Genomic DNA, 25,371 nt, shown 5'->3' on the forward strand with positions numbered 1-25,371 from the left:
GAAATCGAGCAGAATGTTTTTTTGCGGAAATTCATCTGGGGGCTTGGGGGCGGAGGCCGCTTGTGCTTGCCTTCACCATGTCACTCGATTCGCAACAGGAACGGTCCGCCGCGCAATTTGATCGTCAGGCGGGAAACTATGGGCGGGGTCATATTTTGGAGGACACGCGGGATGTCCGCGAGCTGCTGGCACTCATTTCCGAGCCTAAAGGACGGGCTTTGGATGTTGCGACGGGTGGCGGTCACGCCGGGCTTGCTCTGGCAAAAGCGGGCTATGAGGTCGTGCTTGGTGATCTTGCGCCCGCGATGATTGCCAATGCAGTGAATCTTTTGAAGGAAGAAGGCTTTGAGGTGGAGTCCGCCCTGTTTCCAGCAGAGCGGTTTCCATTTCCGGACGCGAGCTTTGATCTCGTTTCATGCCGGGTCGCTCCACATCATTTCAGCGATGTCGCTAGTTTTGTGAGGGAAGCGTTTCGCGTGCTGAAATCCGGCGGCTATTTCATGGTGATCGACGGCAGTCTGGCCGATGGTGATCCGGAGACGGCGGCGTGGCTGCATCAGGTCGAAAAACTGCGTGATCCATCCCACGGCCGACTTTTGGATCGACGGGAATGGACCGATCTGGCGACCGATGCCGGGTTTGATGTCATCCACGCAGAACTGCTGCCGATGAACCAACCGGACCTCGAGTGGTATTTCAAAGCTGCCGCTACTCCCGAAGAAAATCGGGCGAAGGTGCGGGAATTGATCGCAACAGCGAGCCCGCAAGTGCGCTCGACGATGAAGCTCATCGATGATGACGGCCCGATCCGGTGGACGTGGCAACGTCTGTCGATGCTTTGCAAAAAGCCATGACGGGCTTTCGCGCTTTATTCTGGATGCCGACGCTTTTTGTTGGATGATTCAGGAATGGGAAAGCTGACGACGCACGTTCTAGATACCGTTTCCGGGATTCCCGCGCGCGGTATGCGGATTCGGCTTTTCCATGCCGGGAGCCTTTTGAAGGAAATCCGTACGAATGCGGACGGGCGATGCGACACTGCGCTTGTTGAAGCGGATGATCGGCTCGCTGGAATCTACGAACTGATCTTTTCAGTCCGGGAATATTTTGAGGCTCAGGGGATCGAAAGTCCGTTTCTCGACGAAATTCCCATTCGGTTTGAGATGGCGGATGGGTTGAATTATCATGTGCCATTGCTTTGTTCCCCCTGGTCATACAGCACCTACCGGGGGAGCTGATAGATGTTAGAATATGAAACAGGAAATCTTACAACGAGCGTTGGAGCGGATTGAGTTGTTGGCAACGGTTTCCGATGCTCCGGAAGGATTGGTTCGGACCTTTCTATCCCCAGCCAATCGTGAAGCCGCAGAATTGGTCATGGAATGGATGGAGGGCCTGGGGATGGAAGTGTGTCATGATGTCGGTGGCACGGTCCGCGGGATTCTCGGCGGTAGCGCGGATGCCAAACCGCTTTTGTTAGGCTCGCACTTGGATACAGTGATTGATGCCGGAAAGTACGATGGCGCGCTGGGCGTGATCGGAGCATTGGCGGCTCTGGAAGTGCTGCGCGATGAGAACGTCGTGCTGCCTTTTCCTGTGCATGTTCTCGGGTTTTCTGACGAAGAAGGCGTGCGATTCCAGTCGACCTATCTGGGCAGTCGGGGGGTAATCGGTGAGCTTGAATCCTGGCAGCTGGAACAGCGTGACATGGATGGTCTCAGTCTGTCAGAGGTGCTGGAGAACGAGGGTTGGCTGGATGATGCGGAAACGATTTTTTACGATGAATCTAGTAGTGACGGTTATGTTGAGCTCCACATTGAGCAAGGCCGGGTGCTGGAGGATGCGGATGAGGCGGCCTGCATCGTGAGCGGAATATGCGGCCAGGTCCGGCTGCGTGTGGTCATGGCCGGGCAGGCGGATCATGCCGGGACCACTCCGATGGATCTGCGGCGTGATGCATTGACTGGTGCCGCTGAGTGCGTGCTAGCCTTGGAGACCATGGCGCGCGAGCATTCTCCCTTGGTGGGGACGGTAGGCCAGATTCAAGTGCATCCGGGGGCGAGCAACGCGATTCCCCAGGTTGCTGAATTCACAGTGGATTTAAGACATCCGGATGACGAAGCATTGGAACATCACCTTGGCGAGTTGCGCAATGCATTCGATGCGATCGCCAACCGGCGTGATCTTGATTTCGGTTGGGAAATCGTTCAGCAAAATGGCGCGGTCGATTGCGATCCCGATCTAACCAAAATCTTGTTGGCGAGTCTTGAATCGGTAACAGGCGCTCATGGAATGCTGCCGAGCGGCGCAGGTCACGATGGGGTTATTTTATCCACTGTGATGCCGATTGGGATGATTTTTGTGCGTTGCCAAGGTGGCTTGAGCCATCATCCGGACGAGTATGCAGAGCCTGACGATATTGCAGCTGGTATTGATATTCTGGTGGAGTTTTTGAAGCGCTGGAAACCATGAAAATGGACTTCGATTTGATTGTTCGGCAGGCGACGCCACCTAACGGAGGAGTGACGGACCTGGGGATCTTGGACGGCAAGATCGTCGCGATGGATCAAGATTTGTCCGGAAAGGCCAGTCGCGAAATGGATGCTACGGGGAAAATCGTAATGCCCGGCGTGATGGATGCGCATGTCCATTTCAACGAACCAGGGAGAACGAATTGGGAGGGGTTTGAAACAGGGTCGAGATCCCTGGCGGCGGGAGGTGGAACCTGTTTTTTTGACATGCCGCTGAATTCGTCGCCACCTGTGCTGAATGCGGCCGCGGTTGAAGAAAAACGCCGATTGGCGGAGGACAAATCGCTGGTCGATTTCGCAATCTGGGGCGGACTCACACCGGACTCGATTGCAAATATGGATGAGATGGCTGCTGCGGGAGTCATCGGATTCAAAGCATTTTTATGTGGAAGCGGCCTTGATGAATTTAGTTCAGCGGATGCCAAGACCTTGCAGCGAGGGATGGAACTTGCGGTATTGTTAGATTTGCCGGTGGCTGTCCATGCCGAGGATGACGCATGGATCGCGCGGCATCACCTTGCTAACCCATCCAAGCGTCCCGGATCGATGCGGGATTGGCTGGAGTCTAGGCCAGTGGAAGCTGAGCTTGCCGCGATACAGATGGCATTGGAGCTGGCCGCTGAAACGGGTGCGGATTTACATGTGGTCCATGTCAGTCACTCGAAGGGTTTGAAATTGATCACTGAGGCGAAAGAGGCAGGTGTCCGCGTAACGGCGGAAACCTGCCCCCACTATCTGCTGGTGGATGACGAGGCTGCATGCGTGATCGGTCCGGCTGCTAAATGCGCACCGCCTCTGCGAGGTCGTGATGCGGTGTTGGGAATGTGGAAAGCGCTGAGGCAGGGATGGGTCGATACCATAGGGTCGGATCACTCGCCTGCATCGTTGGACCTAAAACAAGGCGAGGATGTATTTGCCATGTGGGGTGGCATCTCGGGCTGCCAGCATGGATTTGAATTGCTGTGCAATGAGGCTCTGAGAGGTAAAATTGGCCTTCAGGATTTGGCCCGCATGTTTTCATGGAACGTCGCGCGCCGGTTTGGGCTGCCGCGCTCGAAAGGTGGCCTTCGAATCGGAGCTGATGCGGACTTTTTTCTGTTGGAGCGCAGTCCGGATGAAATTCGGGAACGTGATCTGCTTTATCGTCATGCGATGAGCATTTACACCGGCCAGTCGCGTGAATGGAGAATTTGCTCAACATGGCAGCGGGGTGAGAAAGTTACGGATGCATCCCGCGGGCGTTTTCTGAAACCAGATCACGGAGGGTGAAAGATGGAGCTTTTTGGAACAACGAGAACCGTAGTAGCTGCAAGGCATGCCTTGATTGCTGAGGATGGTCACGTCCCGAGCATTTTCCCGGATTGGGAGGGAGCCACCGGTTATGTCATGATCTCTCCTGCCATGGGTTCTTCGGTAACTCAAATGTTGATCCGGTTTGATCAAGGTGGCGGCACGGCCAAGTTCCCTTCAGACGCTCACGAACATGCCATTTATTTGGAAACCGGATCAGCAGAGGCGGTTTGGGATGGCGGGCAACGCGAGATGCGGGGTGGAGATTTTATCTACCTTCCTCCGGAAACTTGTTTCGTGCTGAAGGGCGACGAGAACGCCCGGATTACCTTGTTTCGAAAACGGTTCGAGCGCCATCCCGGGCTTGAGCCACCACCCGTAATCGTCGGGAATTCCGCGGAGATTTCAGATCAAGCCTTTCTCGGAAATGAGAAGGCTCGGTTAAAAGTGCTATTGCCGGACGATGCCCGATTTGATCTGGCGATGAATATCTTCACCTACCAGCCCGGCGCGACCTTGCCCTTCGTGGAAACGCACATCATGGAGCATGGATTGCTGATGCTTTCCGGCCAGGGGGTCTATCGGCTGGAAGAATGTTACTATCCGGTTCGAGCCGGAGATGTAATTTGGATGGCACCGTATTGCCCGCAATGGTTTGTCGCTATGGGGGATTATCCGGCGAGTTATTTGTATTATAAAAACATCAATCGCCTGCCATGATCGCGGATTGCATCGAGATGGATCGACTTTCCTCAGAGATCGAGGAACTTGGGAATATCTCGGAGTATCCTCTCCCGGCAGTGACGAGAGTTTTGTTTTCAGATGCGGACTTAAGGGCGAGAGCATGGTTTAAAGAGCGATGCCTCAGCGCCGACTTGTCGCTGCATGAGGATGCGATTGGCAATCTATTCGCAACCTGGTTGGGGCAGGATCCGGATCTTGAACCCGTGGCAACCGGTTCCCATCTCGATGCGATTCCAAATGCGGGGAAGTATGATGGAGTGGTTGGCGTTCTCGGTGGCTTGGAGGCGATCCGTGCTCTGAAAGCATCCGGGTATGTGCCACGAAGATCGATCGTGCTCATCATGTTCACTGCGGAAGAGCCAACGCGATTCGGTGTCGGCTGTCTCGGCAGTCGGATGATGTCCGGGGTCATGCCATTGGCGCGTGCTGAATTATTGCAGGATGAAAACGGACTTGGATTGAATCACTGGCGGGGGCGGGCAGGCCATGTGAGTGAAATGAGCGATGTCTTGTTAGATCGCGGTGCCTTCAGTTCTTTTGTTGAACTTCACATTGAACAAGGTCCTAAATTGGAAGAACGGGGGATCGATATCGGCGTGGTTGAGAAAATCGCTGCTCCAGCTGCATTTCGTTTTCATCTAACAGGCGCAGGCGGGCATGCGGGGGCGGTCCTTATGCCGGATCGCCATGACGCATTGCTTGCGGGTGCGGAGATCGCTCTGGCCGTTGAGAAAGCCGCCATCACCAGTGGAAGTGCCGACACGGTTGCCACCACTGGCGTTTTCGAGGTGAAACCGGGTGCGATCAATAGCATTCCATTTGCCGTGAAGATGGAAGTCGATTTGCGAGATACCGATATGGCTGCTCGCGAGCGTGCGGAGAAAATGATCTTAACTCAAAGTGCTGATATTTGCACACGGCGTGGAATTGAATGTTCATTGGAGACGATCAATTCGGACGAGCCTGCGGTTTGTGACGCAAACTTGGTCTCACTGGTTGAAGCCAAGAGCTTGGAGCTTGGCTTCAGCACGCAGAGAATGATCAGCAGGGCATATCACGACTCATTATTCATGGCGCGGCTCTCCCCGATAACCATGATTTTTATTCCATGCTTCAAGGGTTACAGCCACCGCCCGGATGAATACAGCTCACCGGAAGCGATCCGGAAAGGGGTGGCAGTTCTTGCGGAAACACTCAAAAGTTTGAGTCTATGAAAACCTGCTGGATCAATGGCCGCGAAGTGGATGTTTCATCCGTGGGCGCCAATGAGAATCTGCTCAGTTTGCTGAGGAATCATGGTTGGTCTGGCGCGAAATGTGGCTGTGCGGAAGGAGATTGCGGTGCGTGCTCGGTGGTGTTGTTAGATTCGGACGGTAAACCGAAGTCCATCAACAGTTGTTTGGCTCTGGTTCCTTCCTTGGAAGGACGTGAAATTTGGACTGCGGAAGGACTCGACCAAGGTGGGACGCTTCATCCAGTGCAGCAGGCGATGGTGGATTGTTATGGTTCGCAATGCGGCTATTGCACACCTGGTTTGATTGCTTCGATGGTGGAAGCCTATCATTGCGATTCACCTCTAACGGATGAGCAAATTGCAAATCGGTTGTGTGGAAATTTATGCCGCTGCACTGGCTATCGGGCCATCCGTGATGCGATGTCGGAAGCTCTGGCAGGAAAGGATCACCCTGTAGAATTTGCAGGGGTAAAATGTGATCGGGCGCCTTTGAGGGGCGAGTCGACTGTTTCTGGCGGAGAATATTTACGACCGGAAAGCTTGGAAGAATTATTGCATCTGAAAGGCAAATTTCCGGACGCACCCTTGGTTGCTGGTGCCACCGAATTGGCAGTGCTTATCAACAAGCGCCACATTCGTTACCCGCGGCTCATTGGCTTGGAAAATGTAGCTGTTCTCAGAAAGATCGAACGAACAGAGGATTGCTGGGTCATCGGCGCTGCAGCGACTTTGGTTGAAGTGAGTGATGCTATCCGCAGAGAATACCCGGCACTCGATCAAATGTTGTCTGTCTTCGCTTCGCGGCAAATCCGGCAACGGGCGACACTGGGCGGAAACCTGGTCACCGCCTCACCGATCAGCGATGCGGCTCCAGTTCTGTTAGCTCTGGACGCGGAGATCATCCTGATTTCTAAAGCAGGTGAGCGCAGGCTGAAACTGGATGACTTTTTTGTCGCCTATCGATCCACTGCGATGAAGTCGGATGAGGTGATGTCGGCTGTTGTCATTCCACGTGGCCTTTCCGGTAGATCCGAATTTCATAAAGTCTCAAAACGACGGGAAATGGACATCAGCATTGTTTCCGCCGCGTTTCGGATGGACACCGATGAAGCCGGATTGATCCGTGAGGTCAGGCTTGCATTTGGAGGGGTGGCAGCCACTCCGATGCGCGCTAAAATGGCAGAACAATTTCTGTTAGGAAAACCGGTCGATGCAAGCCGCGAGCTTTTCGACCTATTGGAAAGCGAGTTCACGCCTTTAAGCGATGTGCGTGGTTCTGCAGAATACCGCCGCATTCTGATTTCTGGCCTTTTTGCAAAATTTGTCTTCGTCAGTGGAGATAACACGCCATCGGATCACGCATATCAGGCTTTCACCAGGACTGAGAACATTCCGCCACCGATTCTGCGTCACGAAAGTGCGATAGGACATGTCACTGGGCGCGCAGTTTACACGCACGACCAGGCGTTGAAACGGCCGATGCTCGAGGTTTGGCCGGTCTTGTCGAAACATGCCCGTGCGAAGTTGTTAGAAATGGATGTATCGGCTGCGTTGACAACGCCAGGAGTTCGGACGGTTTTGTTAGCGAAAGACATACCCGGATTGAATAATGTGGGTCCATCCCGCCATGATGAGCCACTGTTTGCGGAGGACGAGGTTTTTTACGAAGGTCAGCTGATTGCTGTGGTCGTCGGTGAAAATCTGGAGTCGTGCCGGTTGGCTGCGGAAAAAATCCATGTGGTCTACGAGGTTCTCAAACCCTTGTTAGGAATCCAGACTGCGATAGAGGCGGAGTCTTATCATACCGATCCGCATGTTTTGGATCGAGGCGATGTTAATACGGCGCTGATGAACTCGCCGCATATTCTCGATGGTGAATTCGAGATCGGTGGTCAGGAACATTTCTACCTTGAAACACATTCGGCATGGGCAGAAGTGGACACCGAAGGCGGCATCCATGTGGTGAGTTCAACCCAGCATCCGTCAGAGGTGCAGGCGATTGTTGCGGAGGTGATGGGTCGAACCCGGAATGAGGTGGTGGTAGAGTCTCTACGGATGGGTGGGGGATTTGGTGGAAAGGAAACTCAAGGCAACGCCTGGGCATCCGTTTGCGCACTTGCGGCGCAGGTGACTGGTCAAGCTGTCAGGATTCAGCTGGATCGGGATGTTGACATGCGCTTTACAGGCAAGCGGCATCCATTTCATGCCAAATTCCGCGTTGGCTACGATGATTCTGGTAGATTGTTGGCTGCGGAGGTAAAATTATTCTCCGATGGCGGCTGGTCTCTGGATCTTTCGCAACCGGTGAATGATCGGGCGCTGTTCCATTTGGATAATTGTTATCATATCCCGGATGTGAAATTTGTGGGACAGGTGGTGAAAACCAATGTCGTGTCACACACCGCTTTCCGGGGATTTGGTGGACCGCAGGGGATGTTGGTCATCGAAGAAATTTTAGGACGGATCGCTCGCCGGTTGGACCTGAGGCCGGAGGTGGTCAGGGAAAAAAATTTCTATCACGGTGCAGGTGAATCCTCCACGACCCATTACGGCGCGGACGTGGGCGATGTTCGAGTTCAACGCATTTGGCGGGAGCTGCTCAAATCGTCAGAATTCGAAAATCGGCAACATGAAGTTGAAGGCTGGAATGCCGGGCACCCATGGCTGAAGCGGGGTTTGGCGATCACTCCGGTTAAATTCGGGATTAGCTTTACCCTGAAAGCCTATAATCAAGCCGGTGCGCTGGTTTTGATTTATCAGGATGGGTCGGTGCAGGTGAACCATGGTGGAACCGAGATGGGACAAGGGCTGCATACCAAGATCCTGGGCGTGGTCATGCGTGAGCTGGGATTGCCGAAGGAGGCGATTCGGTTGATGAATACGCGCACAGACAAGGTGCCTAACACATCGGCAACCGCTGCAAGCTCAGGCTCGGATTTGAATGGCAAGGCTGTCGAAGATGCATGCCGTCAATTGCGTGATCGTCTTTCAATCGTCGCCTCGGAGTTATTAGGTGGAGAGGCTGCAAATGCGGTGTTCTCCGCTGGGGAAGTGGCCTGTGGTGCCAAGGCGATGAGTTTTGGTGAACTGGCGAGGGCTGCCTACAATCGCCGGGTGCAACTTTCTGCTGCTGGATTTTATCGAACTCCGGAGTTGGAGTGGGATTGGGATGTTCGCAAGGGCAGACCGTTTTATTACTATGCTTGGGGTGCCGCAGTTTCCGAGGTGGAAGTGGATGGCTTTACCGGCATGACCAAGGTTCGGCGGGTGGATATTCTCCATGATGTGGGAGATTCTCTCAACCCAGGCGTGGATCGCGGGCAGATCGAAGGGGGATTTGTGCAAGGGATGGGATGGCTGACTCAGGAAGAGCTGAAGTGGGATGAGAAAGGCTCGCTGCTCACTCATAGTGCGAGCACTTATGCCATTCCCGCCTTCAGTGATGCTCCGGCAGATTTTCGCGTGAGTTTGCTATCGGATGCGGTTCAATCCGGGACCATTCACGGCAGCAAAGCGGTCGGCGAGCCGCCATTTATGTTGGCGATTTCTGTTAGAGAGGCGATCCGTGATGCCGTGGCTGCGTTTGGAGTTACCGGTGATTTCTACCTGCCATCTCCAGCGACCGGAGAAGCGGTGAGAATGGCGATCGGAGATTGCATTCGGTTCTGAAACCGGTTGTTTTGGGTTATGCAAAGACGACAGTTTTTATCCGGTGCAGCTGTGTTGGGAGCCGCTGGTTTGGTGAATGCTCAAGAACCCGCCCCCAAAAAAGAAGACGCTCCAGCGAAGAAATCGGGTGTGGCAAACCGCATCGGCGTATCTTCCTACTCGTTCTGGGGATTTGAACGCGACGATCTTCGCCCCTTACCAATCTGCATCGACCATGCGGCGCGGATGGGATTTGATGGCGTCGAGATTTTGCAGAAGCAACTCGCATCGACCGAGCGCGGCGAGCTGATGAAACTCAAGCGCCAGGCGTTTTTGTTAGGCTTGGACCTGATGGGCTATTCCACCCACCAGGGTTTCTTATCGCCGGACAAGGAAAAGCGTGCGGCCAATGTTCAGCACACCATCGATTGCCTGGAGCAGGCCTATCAACTGGGAATTCCGACCATGCGGGTCAACTCCGGCACGTGGGGAACTTCGAAGGACTTCGATGATCTGATGGCGCACCGCGGCGAGGAAACTCCGCTGGAAGGCTATGATGAAGAAGACGCCTATGAGTGGGTGATCGAGGCTTATCAAGGTTTGGCCAAGGAAGCCGAAAAGCGCGGCGTGGTCATGGGATTGGAAAACCACTGGGGACTGGGTCGCACGGTGGAAGGCGTGAAACGGGTGGTGGACGCCGTGGATTCTCCTTGGCTGAAAGTTACTTTGGACACCGGAAACTTCCTCGAAGATCCCTATGACCGGCTCGCGGCGCTGGCTCCGGACGCTGTTCTGTTTCAGACCAAGACCTACTACGGCGGCGGGGTGTGGTACACGCTGGATCTCGATTACGATCGGATTGCCGGGATCATGAAAAATGCCGGCTACACGGGCTATATTTCGCTTGAGTTTGAAGGCAAGGAAGACCCTCTAACAGCAGTTCCGAAGAGCCTGGCGATGTTACGCAAGAGCTTTGCCGCTGCCTGATGAATCGCGTGGCATTCCGCCGAGGATTCGGTAAGGATCAGCCATGAGCGATTCGATTTCAGAAATCACCACCAAGATCCAAGCGTTTGTGGATGCCCGCGATTGGCGGCAATTTCACGACGCGAAGGATCTTTCGGTGGCAATCGCAGCAGAGGCTGGAGAGTTGATGCAGCATTTCGTCTGGCAACAGCCGGGGCAGATTGAAAAGCGTGTCGAAGCTCGGCGGGATGAGATCGCATCGGAGATTGCGGACGTCGGGATTCTTTTATTCGAATTGGCGGACAACCTCGGCTTGAACCTTGGCGAGGTGATGCAGGCGAAGATCGCGAATAACGAGATCCGCTACCCGGTCGAGAAAGCGCGTGGGAACAACTTGAAGTATTCTGAATTTTGAGCGAAAGCGAACCACGACCGAAGCGGCGCAAACGTTACTCCGGAAAAAATCCTCGTCGATTCGAGGATAAATACAAGGAGCACGACCCGCTGCGCTATCAGGAGACCGTGGCCAAAGTGCTGGCATCCGGTAAAACCCCGGCTGGCTCGCACGTGCCGATCATGGTCGCGGAATGTCTGGAGGCATTGCGGTTGCAGCCGGGGATGATCGGCATGGACGCGACGCTTGGGAACGGTGGCCACGCTCGCGAAATTCTGCAGAAGATCGCTCCCGGAGGGATGCTTCTTGGTTTGGATGTGGATCCGATCGAGCAGCCGAAGACGGAATCGCGGATGCGGGATGAGGGTTTTACCGCTGAGGTTTTCGAGGCGGTACGTTCCAATTATGCAGGCATCGGGAAAGTGTTAGGCGCGCGGCAAATTTCCGGAGTGGATTTCATCTTCGCGGATCTGGGATGCTCCTCAATGCAATACGATGATCCATCGCGCGGATTTAGCTTCAAGCTCCCTGGTCCATTGGACATGCGGATGAATCCCGGGCGTGGATTGTCGGCCGGGGAATGGTTGCAGCGGGTGAGTGCCGAAAAACTGGCGACGGCGCTGGCGGAGAATTCCGACGAGCCACGGGCAGACCTCATCGCGCAGAACCTGGCTGGCATTCACTTTGCGGATTCGCCCGCCTTGGTTGCGAAACTCCGTGAAATCCTGGCTGGACTGGATGAGGAGCTGGTTGATCTCACCATCCGCCGTGTTTTCCAGGCAATTCGAATTGAGGTGAACGATGAGTTCGCGGCGTTGGATCGTTTTCTGCAGTTGCTCCCGAGTTGCCTGAAGCCAGGCGGGCGAGTGGCGATTTTAACGTTCCACTCGGGTGAGGACCGACGCGTGAAAAAGGCCTTCCAGGCCCTATTTCGAGCAGGGGTTTTCTCAGAGCTCAGCGATCAGGTGGGGGTTGCATCGGCGGATGAGCGCCGGGCAAACCCTCGAAGCAAGCCTGCCAAGTTGCGATGGGCGGTGCTGGCGGATTAGAGACCCGCTTCAACCGCATCAGCGAAATCTCAGGATGAGCTGGGAGCCAGTGGCAGCAAGGCTTCGTGCAAAGCCGCGACGGTTTTCATCACCAGTGGATTTTGCTCCTCTGCGCGATGGCGGATTGCAAAAACAAAGGCGGAAGGGAGGACAAATTCGAAGGTTTTGGCGGAATTGAGCGGCGTTTGGCCTTTGTAGAAATCGGTGTCGGTATCACCGGGGAACATCATGACCCCCAGGCCTAGCTTGCAGATGTCGATGGCATCCGATTCGGATTCGCATTCGATGACATCTTCGATGTTGAGCCGATAAGCTGTCTGGCACCAATCCGAGATGAATTCGCGAAAGCCGTAAGCAAGAGTTTGAGAAGGGAGAATCGTCGGGAAATCGAGTGCATCCGGGAAGCTGAAACGATCATTTTTCAGCCCATAGAAGGCAGGATTCCAGGTGACCGTGGCGCCGGATTGACTGTAAACGATGGATTTGCCGATTCCGCTTACGTCTGCGGATTTGAGGAATGAGCCGCAGACCACGATGTCGACTTCGAAGTTTTTCAGAGCGTCGATCCAGTTCTCGCCGGGGAGAAGATCGTGCCATGACTCGACGCCGGTGGAGCAGGATCGGGCGTGTTGGGCAATCCGGCTGCCATCCAGCCAGATTTTGACACTTTTCGTGCGGGACCGTTTCCAATAAGAGGCGCGCCGCAGGAGATTGGAATGCTCTCTTTCGATCTCCTCAACCAGCGGAATCAAGGCTTTGCCTTGATCTGTGATCATGGTGCCCTCCGGTGAACGATAGAACAGCGAGAAGCCGATTTCTTGTTCCAGCTTGGCAATTTGAGCACTGATCGCAGGTTGGGTGACTCCCAATTGTTTTGCTGCGGATGAAAAGCTGCCGGTTCTAGCAAGTGCCAAAAACACCTGTAGCTCTCGGATTTCGGGAAGGTTCATCAATTGTTCAAGTTCAGCCGGATCTTTTGTGTCAGGGCTGGTAGGAACTCATAGGGATGTTGGCGTAGAAAGGTGGCGCGCAGGGTTTGTCGGATGTTGGAAAATCCAACTGGACCGACGGCAGCCCAATGGGAAAGGTTGATTGAGGCCTCTGGGGCGAAAATCACCACATCATCCGGACATTGGTCCGGGCGATCGAGCCACAGGAGCCATTTTTCTTCTGGTAGACTTTCCCAACCTTTGCAAAGGCGCGGCAATTTGGCCGGATCAATCTCAACGCCATCCAGGGAAACGATGTAGCCGTTTTCCGGTAAATGGCCGTCTGAATAGTCCGCTGCGCGATCTGTTGGCACATACAGGGCGAAGGTCGTTTCAGCGACCTCTTCCGAAATGTAGCGTTTGGTATTCCCGCTCCAGCACCCAATGTAGAGGTCACAATACCCGGAAACCAGAAATCGACCTGCATCATCCGGTTCGACCGAGGTGTAGGATATTTTGATCTGTCGCATCAGCTGCAACTTGCGGAACAGGTATCGGAATGCCCGGGTGCGGAAAACCGCTGATGAGCTTCCAACCTGGAGGACACGACCGTTTTGGCGAACATTGCGAATATGTTCACTAAAGCAGCGCTGGGTCGCGGTTAAAAAGCGCAGATCATTAAACAATCGTTCGGCAAATGGACTAGGTGATAACTTACCAAGTTCTTCATCTTTGAACAATTGGCATTCAAATGCTTCTTCCAGATGGTCGATCATCCGGCGGATTGCCTTCCGGATTGTGTGAAGGGCATGCCCTGCATTGGTATAGCTTTTCTCCTCATAAACGCACTGGAATGCGTTGAGATGACGGAAATCGGCAGCTTCCATCATTTCGAGTTCATGAAAGCTCGGTTTTATAGAGCTTGGGTTCTTCGGGTCTTGATTCATGACTATTAAGGAAAGTCCTTAAGGAGTCCGGGGGGTGGGTGGAATTACGTATGGATTAACGTTATGACATCATCAAGATATTTCAGATGAATGTAAGGTTTTGGATAGGGGATAATCGGGGTGGTGATGAGGTTATCACTTGATAGTCACATAGGAGCGATGAGTTGAGTGGATTTCACCCGGGGGGAACAGGCAAAATGTCGAGTGTTGGGGAAGGCTGATTCGAACTTTGACCTTATTATCAAAGGATTGTGCGTAGTTCAAGCAACTTTTGAGATTATCAATCGATTGTCCCAGCACGTGATGGATTATCCTAAGGTTTTCCTTCAGGATCTTGCACTGTGAATAGTGAACGACTGTCACTTCTGTGTTCAAACGTTTTGGAATGTTTAACCTTTAGTAAACCCGGAAGTCCCATCCGGCAGACAGTCTAGCTATTTATCGCAAACGCTTTCATAGGCCTCCCCCTTCTCAAAACCACCCTTACACCCAAACTTAGTTATTTCGCTTTATGAGAAAGAAGTTGATTCTAGCGGTCTTTGCTTTGCCAGCAGTTTCGCTAGGGCAGACATTGATTGAGGCACCGGATTTTTATAATCCGGATTTTCGAGCAAGGCGTCCGGGCTCATCCGGCGTGATCGCATTAACAGTAAACAATGCGGTTTATACCCAAAGCCAATCTTCAGGGGATGTCTCCTGGACTCATGGCGCAGGCGGTTTTGCCGAAGTTGACACTGGATTAGCCGGTGTTGAACTTGCGGCTTATACCGAGACAACAGGTGATCAACTGGTATTCGGTCGTGAACTGACCACCAGTGGATTGGCATCCGCGCTTGGCCCACTTTTGACCAGCGTGGTTGGAGCGAGTGTGTTGTCGACCTGGAGTTCTCAAGCAGTCGTTTCGAATTTGGCGATCGTCCCTGATCAGCTATACGAAGTCCACTTTAACGTTGCCTCTGGCGACGGACTCCCTGTCGGCCTGCTGGATACCCTCACTTTTGGCATCACCAATCCGGAAATTTCCGGTGGTGGCGGCAGTTCTGCGGAGCTACTCGATCTGCTTGGACTACTGTCGATCGGCACATCGGCATCCGATTCGGACTACACCTTCCAATTTACCTCTTCGCAGGCGCTGGATTCCCTCACCTTCAGTTTCGATGCGACCTCACTGGTCAGCTTAGGACTGCTCGGCACTGCTTCTGGGAATCAAGATGTGCTGACCTTCAGCGGCTTTGAAGTGGTCGCGGTTCCAGAGCCGGGAACGATTTCACTGGCAGCGGTAGGTGCATTGCTCCTGCTCAAGCGCAGTCGTTCCCGTTGTTAAATCACCCTCACGGACTTGATTGATTGGTTTTGTAGCCGCCTGTGGAATTGATTCCGCAGGCGGTTTTTACCATCAAGCAGAGGCTTCACTATCAGGGGTATCTACCACGATTCTGGGGAAAACCGGCTTGGGTTTGCCGATTTGGTGGCCTTCCGGAAGCAGTCCCCATTTCAAATCGCCGAGGGAAAGCTCCTTGAGCGAGGGCAGATTCAATTGATCCGCCAGTTTTGCGGCAGCCTCAGGCAGAACCGGAGACAGCAGCACGGATGCGTGGGCCACGCTTTCCGCCAGGTGATACAAAACGGTGGCGAGGCGCTCTGTCTGAGCGGGATCTTTCTTGAGCTCCCAAGGCTTCATCCGCTCAGCATACTGGTTGCAATGCACGACGTGGCGATTGAGCGCTTCCAAGCCTTTGGAAATGTCGAACTCATCCATCGCGGATTGATAGGAGGCAATGGAATCCCTGAGGGATTTCTGAAGTGCCAGATCATCGTCGGTCAAATCTCCGCCAGCGCTGAGGGTTCCACCGGTGAAACGTTGGCTCATGTTGAGCGCGCGGTTGCACAGGTTGCCCAATTCATTGGCAAGCTCGGTGTTGAAGAGCATGATCAGGCGATCGAGATCGAAGTTCGAATCCCGACCTGTCACGATGTCGCGCACCAGGTAGTAGCGAACGGCTTCGACGCCGAATTTGTCCGCGAGTTCGATGGGATCGACGATGTTGCCGAGTGATTTCGACATCTTGTCGCCGCCAAGGCCGTTCCAGAAGCCGTGGACCAGCAGACGTGGCATCTGCTCATCGCTGAAGCCCATCGCATGCAGCATGCAGAGCCAGTAAATCCCGTGCGCGGGGATCAGGATGTCCTTTCCGATCACGTGGACCGGGCGACCGTTTGCAGGCCAGAGTTTGGAGAAATCAGGAAGTTTCGCATCAGCAGCCGCCTGGTATCCGGCAAAGGAGATGTAGTTGATCAACGCATCGAACCAGACGTAGGTGACAAAGTTCTCATCGAATGGGAACTCGATGCCCCAGCGAAGGCGTTCTTTCGGGCGGGAAATCGTCAGATCCAGGCCGGAATTGCGCTCCAGAGCGTTCAAAAGCTCGGCTTTGCGGAACGCGGGAATAATCACGTCCGGGGTGTTGGTGAGGAAATTTTTCAGCCAATCCGTGTGTTCGCTGAGCTTGAAATACCAGTTTTCCTCTTCCAGCTCGACCACTTCGCCCCATTCCGGGCCGAAATTGCCGGATTCATCGCGATCCTTGTCCTGCAGGAATTGCTCCTGCCGCACCGAGTAAAACCCGGTGTGGCTCTTTTTATACAGCTGCCCCTGATCTTTGAGCGTGGTCAGAATCCCGCGCACGCAGGCTTTGTGGCGATCATCGATCGTTTCCGCCCATCCGTCGTATTTGACATCAAGTTTTTCCCACAGATTCAGGAATTTCTTGGTGGTGCGTTTGACGAAGGTCGCTGGATTCACCCCTTCTTTTTCGGCCGTTTGCTGGACTTTTTGCCCGTGCTGGTCGACTCCGGTGAGGAAAAACACCTCATCGCCGCGGAGGCGCTGATAGCGGGCGATCACATCGGTCAGCACCTTTTCATAGGCGTGGCCAATGTGCGGTGAGCCGTTGGTGTAGTCGATCGCGGTAGTGATGTAAAACATGGAAGGGTGGGGATGAAAAAGGTCCAGGCTCGCGCCCGCGGACAGCCAACATCAACTCACCCCGCCGTGCAAGATCCGCGAATCCGGAATCACTCTTTGTCCTTTTGGTTGGCGACCGGGTCTGGCTCCGGTTCACCCCAGAGATCCGTCATGGTTGAGTAGAGTGGAGCTCGGTAATAGGCCATCACGGTGGCATCCTGGACTTTTTTGCTCGCTTCTTGAGCGAGCTCGCTGGTGGCCTCGAATGGTGGGTTCTGACCAAATAGCAGCCCCATTGCCACCTCTACCTTTTCGGGTCTGGATGTATAATTCTCTGTCAGTCTGGTGGCGATCTGATCTCGGAATCCCTGAGTGTTGAAGAATTTCAAAAACGCCAGATCTGATTTTTCACCAGTTGGTGCATTGGTATTCCACTTCTTTTGAGCTTCATCTTTGATGGCACGCAGCACTTCTTTCAAGATATGGTCTGGCGGGATCGAGTCTGGATGTTGCTTCCAAATTTCCCGACACAGATCCATCAATGCCGGTTGAGCTAGAAACTCATCCAAATCCGACATCGGCATTTTGCCCTCTCCAACTACTTCGATAAGTTGCTGAAAAATCTCATGCCTAGATCCGATTAAGATGTTGGGGTCCAGCATGGACTTGGCGCCTGCAACCCGCCAATCACTGGAAATATCCACGAGTGCTTCTTTGCCTGGATTGATTTTGAAATCGTCGAGTTGCAGAACGCGCTTGATACCTTTGGAATCCGTGATCGTTTGCTCACGAATCAGGCCGGTTTTTCGATCAATCACCAAGGTTCCAAATTCCTTGGTTTGGAATGTGACGGATTGAGCCGTGATACCGCCGAGTGTGCCTTCACTTGCGGGTTTAAGCCACGCCGTTTCAGGAGCCAATTCCGAAAGGCTGACCATGTAGTTCAGAACGACACCATCACCCTCTAGAAGCAAAGAGGGAGCCGACAAGCTCCGGTCTAGCTTACTGCCTGGGAAGAGCTTTCGAAGCGAATCTATTTCCGGAATTTGGCCGGGAAGAAACCCACGAGTCCCCATGGCGTCTACAAAATAGTCACCGTTTTCGACCGACCAGGATTTGCCGGTGATGGCATTTCCGTCTTTTTCGATATCGAACCGGGCAAATCCGACTCCAGATTCCCGATCCAGTCCAATAATGCCTTTCAATTCAACTTTCGGCATAGTCGAGTGATAGTGAGCGAGATATCCAGGCTGATTCTTCAGTGTTTCATCCAGCTGTGTTGCCCATTCGGCGGCGGTTTTGGGTTCGGCAAAAGCAGTGGCCAACATCAAAACGGTGAAAATCAACATTCGCATGTTCCATAACTAGTGAAAGAGGGCGCGTAGTGACGAGGCAATTCGTCGAAATTCTCGGCGATGGTCTTTTTGGGGGAATCGAAGATGCATGAGATGTTGAATTCTTTCAATCAGTGCAATGAGATAACGGCTTTTGACAATGCAACGTTAGTCAATCGAAGAGAAGCCATCGAGTCTTCGAGTGGAAAGAAGTTACTACAACCACACTTCATAATTGACCTGATGAAATACATATCTCGATTTTTGACTCCAGTTTCTCAACCGGGGATGATGAAAAAAATGCTGACACCACTGGTTCTTCTTGGTGCGTTCAATGGCATTGCAAATGCTTCGACGGTGCTGACAGCTTCTTCCATTGGGTATGGGAATTACTATGTTCAATCGATACCAAGCTTTGGTGCAGCCTATCTGGTCGATGGCGGAGAAGGTGGTGTTGGTGAGCTTTATAACGACTATCTCTATGAGTTCAATTTCGCTTATCTCAACTTCGATCTAACCGGGATCACGGAAGAAGTGGAATCGGCTGTGCTGACCATTCAGCTTGAGAGCGATGCTGACAATCAGGAAACCGCTGCCGCTTTGGACGTTTACGCTTTGACTTCGACATTCGCGGATCTTGATGGAACTGTCGACGGTGACTTCATGGACTACGTGAGCGGTGGTCCAGGTGATCTGGCCTACGAAGGTGGTGCTCCACCGAATTATCAATCGATTGAAGGTGATCCGGATGCTGCCACCGACTGGTATGATAGCAATTTCGGCAGTGAAACGATCGCCGTTAGTCCGGTCGGAACCTTGACCTTCGATGGGACGCTGGCTCTCAGTTATGCTACCATCGATATCACCGATCTGGTAAATGCCTGGATCCGTGGTGAAACCGAAAATTTGGGAATTGGACTCATCGTGAGTGGAACCGAATCGAATACCATCGAGATTTCCACCACGGATAGTGAAACCTACGGCTACACGGCGCCGACTCTAACAGTCACCCAGGTCCCGGAACCATCCTCGATCCTTCTCATCGCGCTAGGTGGTCTTGCCAGTGTTGGTTTCCGTCGCCGGGCCTGAGATCTAATTGCATTTTTTTTATGAAAAGCATGATGCGATTTTCAGTAGCGGGAATCTTCACTGCTGCTTTGACATGCAGCGCCCATGCGGTCACGACGGTGGTAGGATATGATGAGGCGGATTATGCCATTACCGGATATCCTTTTGTGGAAGTGGATCTCGGAATTTCCAGTTCTACAGCTCTTTGGGATGGACTCAGTAGTGATGATCTCCCGGGATATCCGAAATTTCCAGGATCGGGTGATTGGCCGTCTGCGATAAGTCCGAACAGTGGCAATTCCACGGCAGTAGTGGAGAAGGTGTCCAACGGTGCGGGCGGAGGAGCGTATCCCTCGAGCGGGTCACTTTATTTTGGCGGTCAATCACTGGGGGATATCGACGGCGGGATCATCCGGGCGTATGATGCGACTCCGATTGAAGATGTAGCCACCGTGGTATTTCAGATCCAGATTGGGGATGCTTTGGTCTGGTCATTCTATCAGGAACAAATGCCTACCCTCAGCTACATGACTGTATCTGGCGCAATTGCTACGATCTCCGCCACCTATGAATCCTATTATGGAATGATTGAATCCCCAGGCTATACTGGCTATGACATCGGTGTCAGAACTTATGCATTCCAGTGGGATCTCAGTGGGGTGGAGGAGGAGATCTCCGAAATCTGGGTATCTGTAAATGCCGTGCAGCATGCTCAAATCTATGGCATGCAGCTTGATGAAGGAGCCGTAGTTTACACGGAAAGCATCCTGCCCGCATCCATCCCTGAGCCTTCCTTCATCTTGTTGGGAGCGATTGGGATGTTTGGTTTGCTGGCTAGACGCAGAGTTTGATTTTCTAAAGCTAGCTGGTGCCGCCATGACAAGGGTTTCCGGGTTCTGCCCGGGAACCCTTTTTGTATGCCATGTGGGTGTTGATGGAGATGCTTGGAGAGTTGAGTATACCGAATAAAAAGACTGCCACGCATCTGCGTGGCAGTCCTGCAATTCCGGTTCTATGCAATTCCAGTCCGGTTAATCCTTTTGATCAATCTGGAGACCGTAAAGCTGGGAGTGCATGTACTGGCTCCATTCGACTTCAAAGCTGAGAATGGTTTCGCTTACCGCGCTCAGATTAAAGACGAACTTGTATTCGTTCAGGATGACCGTCTCATCCACATCATATTCGCCATTGCTATATGTCCCGTTTTCGAAACTGGAGGCGGGTGAACCGATGGTGGCGGTAATGGCATAGGTTCCTGAGGAAGTGGTGTAACGCAGGACGGGCGGAGCCGTTGTGGTGAGGTCGGAGCCGTTTGCTTCCCCGAGCTGTAACTGGAAGACCACTTCGGACAAGTCATCGACTGGGTCCACTTCAACTGCTTTCAACACACCACCTGTGCTGTCACTGATGCGCAGGCCGCCGAAGTAGACCGTGTCATCTGACGGGTAGGGGCCGCCGTCAAGAAGGCCGCTTCCTGAGCCGGAAACGCGTTCGACCTCAATGTCGGTGGTTGTTCCAGACGTGCTATTCGGAGACATGGTTGCCGTCCATGCGCTGCTGCCCGGCCAACTCGAGAATCCGGAACTGTGTACGTTTTCCGAGACATCACTCCAGATACTAGTAGCGGCGGTGCCGGTGATGGTTTCGAACGGGTTGCCGTATACACCTTCGCTGACATAAGTGCCGGCTGTAGCTGTTGTGATTGCTGATCCTGAGATGATTCCCAGTGCTAATGCATATTTAGTCAATTTCATGGTTTGAGTAATGTTAATATCAACTCCTGGAATGTTTGGTTGGAGTTGATGGGATGAAATTGTATTAATATGAATTAGTTTGCTTGTTTTGTATTATCAAAAACCAGCATTCAATTGCGTTGATGGAAGATGTGTTTGCTGATTCTATATCTTTGTTGGATGTTCAAAGTGCCATGCGATCGGCTGTCGGTAGGGAGTTTTTCCAGGCTTCCGCTGCTTCTGGGTCCTGGAGTCTCCAGCGATGATAGAGTTTTCGATAACTTTGCTGTCGCGATGCGTCATCCAGGACTTGCGACTGCCATTTGGCGGCCTGCTCCGGGTTTTGATCCTGCAACATCTCACCGGCTTTCTTGAAAATGAGGTCGGTTTTGAATTCATTGCCCTGGCTGCGGAGCCATTCGGTCGCGGCAGCTTCGTCTTTTGCGACCCAGTTGCGAAATGTATCGGCGATCTGATCTCCGGCATTTTTCTGGCCAACGAGGTTTTGCTGCTGCCAAAGGATCGCCCCTTTGGGGGCTGCGTTTGACCAGAGGTTCAATGATTTCTTCTCTAGTTCCTCGCGGTGTTCCTCGCTGATCTGGAGTCCGGCCAGGACTGACATTGCCTCACTCGGGTTTTGGCGGGTGAGTTCGTCGATGATCTGGCTTTCCACGCGACGAGTCAGCTTTTCATCACCCTGCTGATAGAGTGAATCGAGCAACTTGGTGCGTTGTTGAGCGTCGGGTGCTGATTGTTCCGCCAGTAGTTTGAGCACCGCAGTTTGATCTGAGCCCGTCAAGCTGAAGGCCTGCTGCACGGTTCCTGCGTAATCGGCCTTAGCTTTGAGTGAAAAATACATCGCCTTCAGGTCACGGGTGTTCAGTTCGGGGCCGAGATTACCCTCATGCTGTTGCAGCCAGCGGTAGGCGGATTCAGGATCATCGCGCATCCAGCCAACCATCGCGCTGGCGAAGCCGGTGACGCGTTCCTGCGGTTTTTCGAGTGAAAGGAAATAGTCAGCCGCAGCTGCACCGTTCTTGCTGCCGAATTGATTTGCCAGCATGGCCGTGGTCATCAGCGAACCCTGGCTTTCGTTTTCCTTTTCCAGGCTTCGCAAGAGGCTCTCAAGCTCTTGGTTGTTTGACTTTCTTGCCGTTTCCCAAAGGTCGAACATGGCGGTAAAATCGACTGATGAGAGCGAGGTATGGCCAAACTCCCGCATCGCTGCAGTGAATCGCTGATGGATGCGGGATGCTTGCTGGATATTGCGTGACCGCACGCGATCGAAATGGTTCGTATCTCGCGCGTTTCTGGCACTAGCTGAAAAGCTGACCGAGGGGTTGTGGCCCGAGTCGATTTGATCGGACAGGGCGGCAGCACCGGATTCTTTTCCCAGTGAATACCCAAGAAATCCACATGGGATGGAGGTGATGGCGACTGCGGCCAGAGCGAATTTCAGTGATTTCAGTGTATTCGGGTCCATAAGGGGAATGAGATTCCCATGAACCTGACTGAAACTGGTGATCAGGCGCTGTCGCTTGATTGCGGAAAGTTAGCTTGCTGTTCAGGAGCAAGCTGGATTCCAGCGATTTGCAAATATTCGGCCGTCTGGCTGAATCATTCGGAGGCGTATCAAGCTTTACGCATCGCGGACCACTTTGCCGCCCAAGGAAAGAATACGGGCATTGCCTTTGGCAGCCTCTGCTTCAGGAATGTTGCCATCGCGGACATACATTTGAGAAAGTCCGGTCCAGGCTAGCAGGTCATTCGGCCGCAGCGTCACCGCTTGAAGGCCACAGCCGATGGCTTCCTTGATGGAACCGGTTTTGAGAAGCGCCATGCCGAGTGCGTGCCAGCCATCGAAAAAATCCGGGTCGAGCGCCACACATTGCCGGTAGAGGGCGACCGCCTCTTCCATCTCGCCGAGTGCGAGATGGCCGTTGGCATCATCAAACAGCGTGTCGCGATCGCTCACCGGCGATTGAGAAGTTGCACGTGAGCTGTTTCGGTCCGCTCATTGAGCCAGGCGGTGAAGGCCGCAAACTCGTTTTGGCTGGTGGCGGAGGAGACGGCGTTCTGGACGCTGGTGTCGGCATCAGCCTTTTTCACCACTTCGCGTTTCGCCACGTATGGGATGAAAATGTGGTCGGTTTGAATGTTCAGATCCGCGACCGTGCCTGGATCGATATTCCGCAGTGATTGGAACAAATTCTGAGGTTCATCCAATGGATCAGGGCGGTAGGAAGAGGTGATGTTGGCGACCTTCTTGACAGGACCCAGCCCTGCGTCGGTGGCGGCTTCTTCAAAAGTTTTACCGGCTGCCAGGCTGTCCTTGATTTTGGCAAGGGCTTCTTCAGCTGCTTTCTTCATCGCATCGGCTGCGTTTTCATTGATGTAGCCAGTGCGGGCGTCCTCTTTGGCTTCGTCGAAGGTTTTGACTCTGGATTTCTCTTCGCCATCAAGTCGCGCAACGAGCCAAGCGTCATCGCCGATCGGAATCGCTGGGGAGATTTTCGAAGCGGGATCGCTATCAATCGGCTGGATTTGGAATAGAATGTCAGATGCCTTTCCGGGCTGGCTGGAACTGCGGAGTGATACCCCTAGCTCAGCAGGGGGCTCGGCTTGAGTGAAAAAATCCGTGGTTTGGATCTCCCAACCGTTCTGCTTGGCAAGTTCTTCAAAGCCGATGCCTTTTTGGTCACCCAGCTGGTAGATGAAATCGTCGACGGCAGCGTTGAGCTTTTGTTGTTTCTTGCGCTTGTCTTCTGCAGCGGCGGCTTTGCGCTCTTCTGCGGCCTTGGTGGCTGCGGCTTTTTCTTCATCTGTAGCGTCAGGGCCTGGGGCGGCCGGCTCTTCACCGGCATCAGCCGGGGCTTCCGGCTTGGCGATGAAATAGCTGAACTTGCGACGGGGTTGGGTGGTGAAACTCTCTTGAATGGTTTCCCAGTAGGTTTTCAGCTCGTCATCGGTCGGGCTGATTTTTTCACGGAACGGAGTCACGTCGAGGTGAGCCAGCTCTGCGGTGATTTGTTGGTTTTGAAGAGCCAGATTGAGTTCTGCGATCTTCTTATCTTCCAGCAACCCTGAGCCGAGGACGGCATTGAGCTTTTTGCTTACCAACATATCTGCAGCAAGTTCGCGCAGGTCGCGCTCAGCGAGTCCCATGTGGCCGATGCCTTTTTCAATGAAATTGCGGTAATTCTCTTCGCTGAACTTTCCGTCCGGGCCGGCGAAAGCGCGCATGCCGCGGATGGTATCGGAAATTTCATCTTCTCCCGGATAGATGCCGAATTTCTCCCGGGCATCCTTGAGAATCATTCGGCTGACAAAGAAATTTTCCGCTGGATCGCTGCCGTTAGCCTCTTGCCCCATCATCGGCATGATGAATTGATAGAGCGAGAAATCGCCAGCATTGGCCAAAGCGTAGGTCAAATCCAAGGCGGCTTTTCCCTGGCGGTGGACCTCGGTATCGGTGTAGCTGATACCATCAACCTTGATGATTTTCATTCCGCCAGCGGAGCTTCCTTTTAGGTTCCGGGTATAACCGCCGAGGACAAAGGCAACGAGGAGGATGGCGAAGACCACGATGATCAGGCCTGAGTATTTGCGAAGATGTTCAATCATGAAATTGGCTGGCTTCCTTGGTGGGGACCGGCGCGAGTAAAGAGAGGCGCGGCGGCGGCATCAATAAGAATTCGGTGTTTTGAACGTAGTCGGGCAGGGCAAGCCGATTGTCAGTCCGTTTTGCGGGCTTTGAGGAACTCCTGCCAGATCTGCCATGGATTGGGGTGGGGGTGACCAGGATCAAAGCGATCGGCCAAAGTTTTGTAGGTGTTTTCCCCGTCAGCATTGAGAATAATCAAGGCTTCTCCCTCGCCGGGAATCGTTTGGACGCCGCCTTTGTTGTAGACCTCGGACTCGAAGGGGATGACCCAGACGCGGGCTTTTTGATCGGTCTTGTTTCCCTGCCATTGGGTCTCGAGACGATCCACGGCGGTTAATTTCCCATCCGTCACAAAGCTGGTGGTGAAAGTAAGCGCTCCCGGTTGGTCCGCCTGAAGGTGAATGAGAAGTGCTTTATATTCAGAACTGTAGACCAGTTCCCGGGTGATGGAGGTCATGCCGGAGCGGTGGCCCGATGTGGTCATGGATTGCTTGGTGTTCAAGGTCCGTTGGAACGATTCCAAATCCGGCTTTTCGTTTTTCCACTCGATTTTGAATTCGATCGGTTCCGTTTTGGTATCGGTTTTACCATCAGCGGGTTCTGTAGAAATGCGGATGGTGGTCAGCTCCGGGGTGTCGAGAATTTGCGCGGGGCCGATTTTTACCGCACCGTCCCAGTCTTTGGGCACGCCTTGGAGGGTCTTCGGTTCATCAGCGGAAGCCACCAAGGTGGCGGCGGAAAGGAGCAATGCGGTTCGGAACATCGGCATGGTGAAGCAAATACCCCGAAAATACCGCGCGCGCGACCGGGATTTGTCAGCGGAATCGTTCTTCAAAACAATCCGGCTTGCGGCTGTGGCCGATCGGGGGTTTCTT

General features: G+C 53.3%; 22 protein-coding genes. 13 read left to right on the plus strand and 9 right to left on the minus strand.

The genetic code is table 11. The annotated features are described in order from the left end of the window. The first annotated feature begins 77 nt into the window (after positions 1-77). From JIN85_RS02530 to rsmH, 10 genes are read left to right on the plus strand one after another with little or no spacing between them, the layout of a single operon-like run. Positions 78-854: a class I SAM-dependent methyltransferase gene (locus JIN85_RS02530; RefSeq protein WP_200267334.1), complete on the plus strand. Its 777-nt coding sequence runs from the start codon at positions 78-80 to the stop codon at positions 852-854. Positions 855-908: 54 nt separating this feature from the next. Then, positions 909-1,238 carry a hydroxyisourate hydrolase gene (gene uraH, locus JIN85_RS02535; protein ID WP_200267336.1) on the plus strand — a complete coding sequence of 110 codons (330 nt, stop codon included), beginning with the start codon at positions 909-911 and terminating at the stop codon, positions 1,236-1,238. 13 nt (positions 1,239-1,251) lie between these two features. Continuing rightward, positions 1,252-2,472, plus strand: coding sequence for a M20 family metallo-hydrolase (locus JIN85_RS02540; RefSeq protein WP_200267338.1), 1,221 nt, complete (start codon positions 1,252-1,254; stop codon positions 2,470-2,472). Continuing rightward, complete coding sequence (allB, locus tag JIN85_RS02545; protein ID WP_200267339.1) at positions 2,469-3,800, plus strand: allantoinase AllB; 1,332 nt, start codon at positions 2,469-2,471, stop codon at positions 3,798-3,800. Before JIN85_RS02540 ends, allB begins: the two co-directional genes overlap by 4 nt. A gap of 3 nt (positions 3,801-3,803) precedes the next feature. After that, positions 3,804-4,541 (plus strand): (S)-ureidoglycine aminohydrolase, encoded by a 738-nt coding sequence (gene allE, locus JIN85_RS02550; protein WP_200267340.1) that lies wholly within the window; start codon positions 3,804-3,806, stop codon positions 4,539-4,541. Continuing rightward, a complete protein-coding gene (locus tag JIN85_RS02555; RefSeq protein WP_200267341.1) occupies positions 4,538-5,779 on the plus strand; it encodes a M20 family metallo-hydrolase in 1,242 nt (413 codons plus the stop codon). The genes allE and JIN85_RS02555 overlap by 4 nt, the downstream gene beginning before the upstream one ends. After that, the gene (xdhB, locus tag JIN85_RS02560; RefSeq protein ID WP_200267342.1) at positions 5,776-9,468 is read left to right on the plus strand and encodes a xanthine dehydrogenase molybdopterin binding subunit; all 3,693 of its coding nucleotides are present in this window, start codon (positions 5,776-5,778) and stop codon (positions 9,466-9,468) included. Before JIN85_RS02555 ends, xdhB begins: the two co-directional genes overlap by 4 nt. Before the next feature lie 18 nt (positions 9,469-9,486). Continuing rightward, positions 9,487-10,434: a sugar phosphate isomerase/epimerase family protein gene (locus tag JIN85_RS02565; protein ID WP_234047194.1), complete on the plus strand. Its 948-nt coding sequence runs from the start codon at positions 9,487-9,489 to the stop codon at positions 10,432-10,434. Between the two features lie 43 nt (positions 10,435-10,477). Next, the gene (locus tag JIN85_RS02570; RefSeq protein ID WP_200267343.1) at positions 10,478-10,828 is read left to right on the plus strand and encodes a nucleotide pyrophosphohydrolase; all 351 of its coding nucleotides are present in this window, start codon (positions 10,478-10,480) and stop codon (positions 10,826-10,828) included. Beyond that, a complete protein-coding gene (gene rsmH, locus JIN85_RS02575) occupies positions 10,825-11,856 on the plus strand; it encodes a 16S rRNA (cytosine(1402)-N(4))-methyltransferase RsmH (protein WP_234047195.1) in 1,032 nt (343 codons plus the stop codon). Before JIN85_RS02570 ends, rsmH begins: the two co-directional genes overlap by 4 nt. Positions 11,857-11,885: 29 nt before the next feature. Here the strand turns inward: rsmH and JIN85_RS02580 are convergent, their stop codons facing one another. Next, complete coding sequence (locus JIN85_RS02580; RefSeq protein ID WP_200267345.1) at positions 11,886-12,806, minus strand: LysR family transcriptional regulator; 921 nt, start codon at positions 12,804-12,806, stop codon at positions 11,886-11,888. Continuing rightward, positions 12,806-13,732, minus strand: coding sequence for a LysR family transcriptional regulator (locus JIN85_RS02585; RefSeq protein ID WP_200267347.1), 927 nt, complete (start codon positions 13,730-13,732; stop codon positions 12,806-12,808). Before JIN85_RS02585 ends, JIN85_RS02580 begins: the two co-directional genes overlap by 1 nt. A gap of 511 nt (positions 13,733-14,243) precedes the next feature. Here JIN85_RS02585 and JIN85_RS02590 point away from each other — a divergent pair. Then, on the plus strand, positions 14,244-15,056 hold the full coding sequence (locus tag JIN85_RS02590; RefSeq protein ID WP_200267349.1) for a hypothetical protein: 813 nt from the start codon (positions 14,244-14,246) through the stop codon (positions 15,054-15,056). Between the two features lie 72 nt (positions 15,057-15,128). Here JIN85_RS02590 and metG read toward each other — a convergent pair whose 3' ends face one another. After that, positions 15,129-16,718: a methionine--tRNA ligase gene (gene metG / locus JIN85_RS02595; protein ID WP_200267351.1), complete on the minus strand. Its 1,590-nt coding sequence runs from the start codon at positions 16,716-16,718 to the stop codon at positions 15,129-15,131. Positions 16,719-16,807: 89 nt separating this feature from the next. Beyond that, positions 16,808-18,046 (minus strand): hypothetical protein, encoded by a 1,239-nt coding sequence (locus JIN85_RS02600; protein WP_200267353.1) that lies wholly within the window; start codon positions 18,044-18,046, stop codon positions 16,808-16,810. Between the two features lie 228 nt (positions 18,047-18,274). Between JIN85_RS02600 and JIN85_RS02605 the strand changes: the two genes are divergently transcribed. Together JIN85_RS02605 and JIN85_RS02610 are read left to right on the plus strand one after the other, a co-directional pair. After that, positions 18,275-19,120 carry a PEP-CTERM sorting domain-containing protein gene (locus JIN85_RS02605; protein ID WP_200267355.1) on the plus strand — a complete coding sequence of 282 codons (846 nt, stop codon included), beginning with the start codon at positions 18,275-18,277 and terminating at the stop codon, positions 19,118-19,120. Positions 19,121-19,149: 29 nt separating this feature from the next. Continuing rightward, positions 19,150-19,950, plus strand: a complete 801-nt coding sequence (locus tag JIN85_RS02610; RefSeq protein WP_200267358.1) for a PEP-CTERM sorting domain-containing protein — start codon at positions 19,150-19,152, stop codon at positions 19,948-19,950. A gap of 180 nt (positions 19,951-20,130) precedes the next feature. On the opposite strand, the gene JIN85_RS02615 is transcribed toward JIN85_RS02610, so the two are convergent. The 5 genes from JIN85_RS02615 to JIN85_RS02635 form a co-directional block, all read right to left on the minus strand. Then, entirely contained in the window at positions 20,131-20,853 is a 723-nt protein-coding gene (locus JIN85_RS02615) for a hypothetical protein (protein WP_200267360.1), read from the minus strand. 163 nt (positions 20,854-21,016) lie between these two features. Continuing rightward, positions 21,017-22,315, minus strand: coding sequence for a hypothetical protein (locus JIN85_RS02620; protein ID WP_200267362.1), 1,299 nt, complete (start codon positions 22,313-22,315; stop codon positions 21,017-21,019). 156 nt (positions 22,316-22,471) lie between these two features. Further along, positions 22,472-22,807, minus strand: coding sequence for a tetratricopeptide repeat protein (locus JIN85_RS02625; protein WP_325108020.1), 336 nt, complete (start codon positions 22,805-22,807; stop codon positions 22,472-22,474). Then, on the minus strand, positions 22,804-24,456 hold the full coding sequence (locus JIN85_RS02630) for a peptidylprolyl isomerase (RefSeq protein ID WP_200267364.1): 1,653 nt from the start codon (positions 24,454-24,456) through the stop codon (positions 22,804-22,806). Before JIN85_RS02630 ends, JIN85_RS02625 begins: the two co-directional genes overlap by 4 nt. 110 nt (positions 24,457-24,566) lie before the next feature. After that, the gene (locus JIN85_RS02635; RefSeq protein WP_200267366.1) at positions 24,567-25,265 is read right to left on the minus strand and encodes a glycoside hydrolase N-terminal domain-containing protein; all 699 of its coding nucleotides are present in this window, start codon (positions 25,263-25,265) and stop codon (positions 24,567-24,569) included. Positions 25,266-25,371 lie beyond the last annotated feature (106 nt).

This window comes from Luteolibacter pohnpeiensis (assembly GCF_016595435.1).
GTDB classification, from domain to species: domain Bacteria; phylum Verrucomicrobiota; class Verrucomicrobiia; order Verrucomicrobiales; family Akkermansiaceae; genus Luteolibacter; species Luteolibacter pohnpeiensis.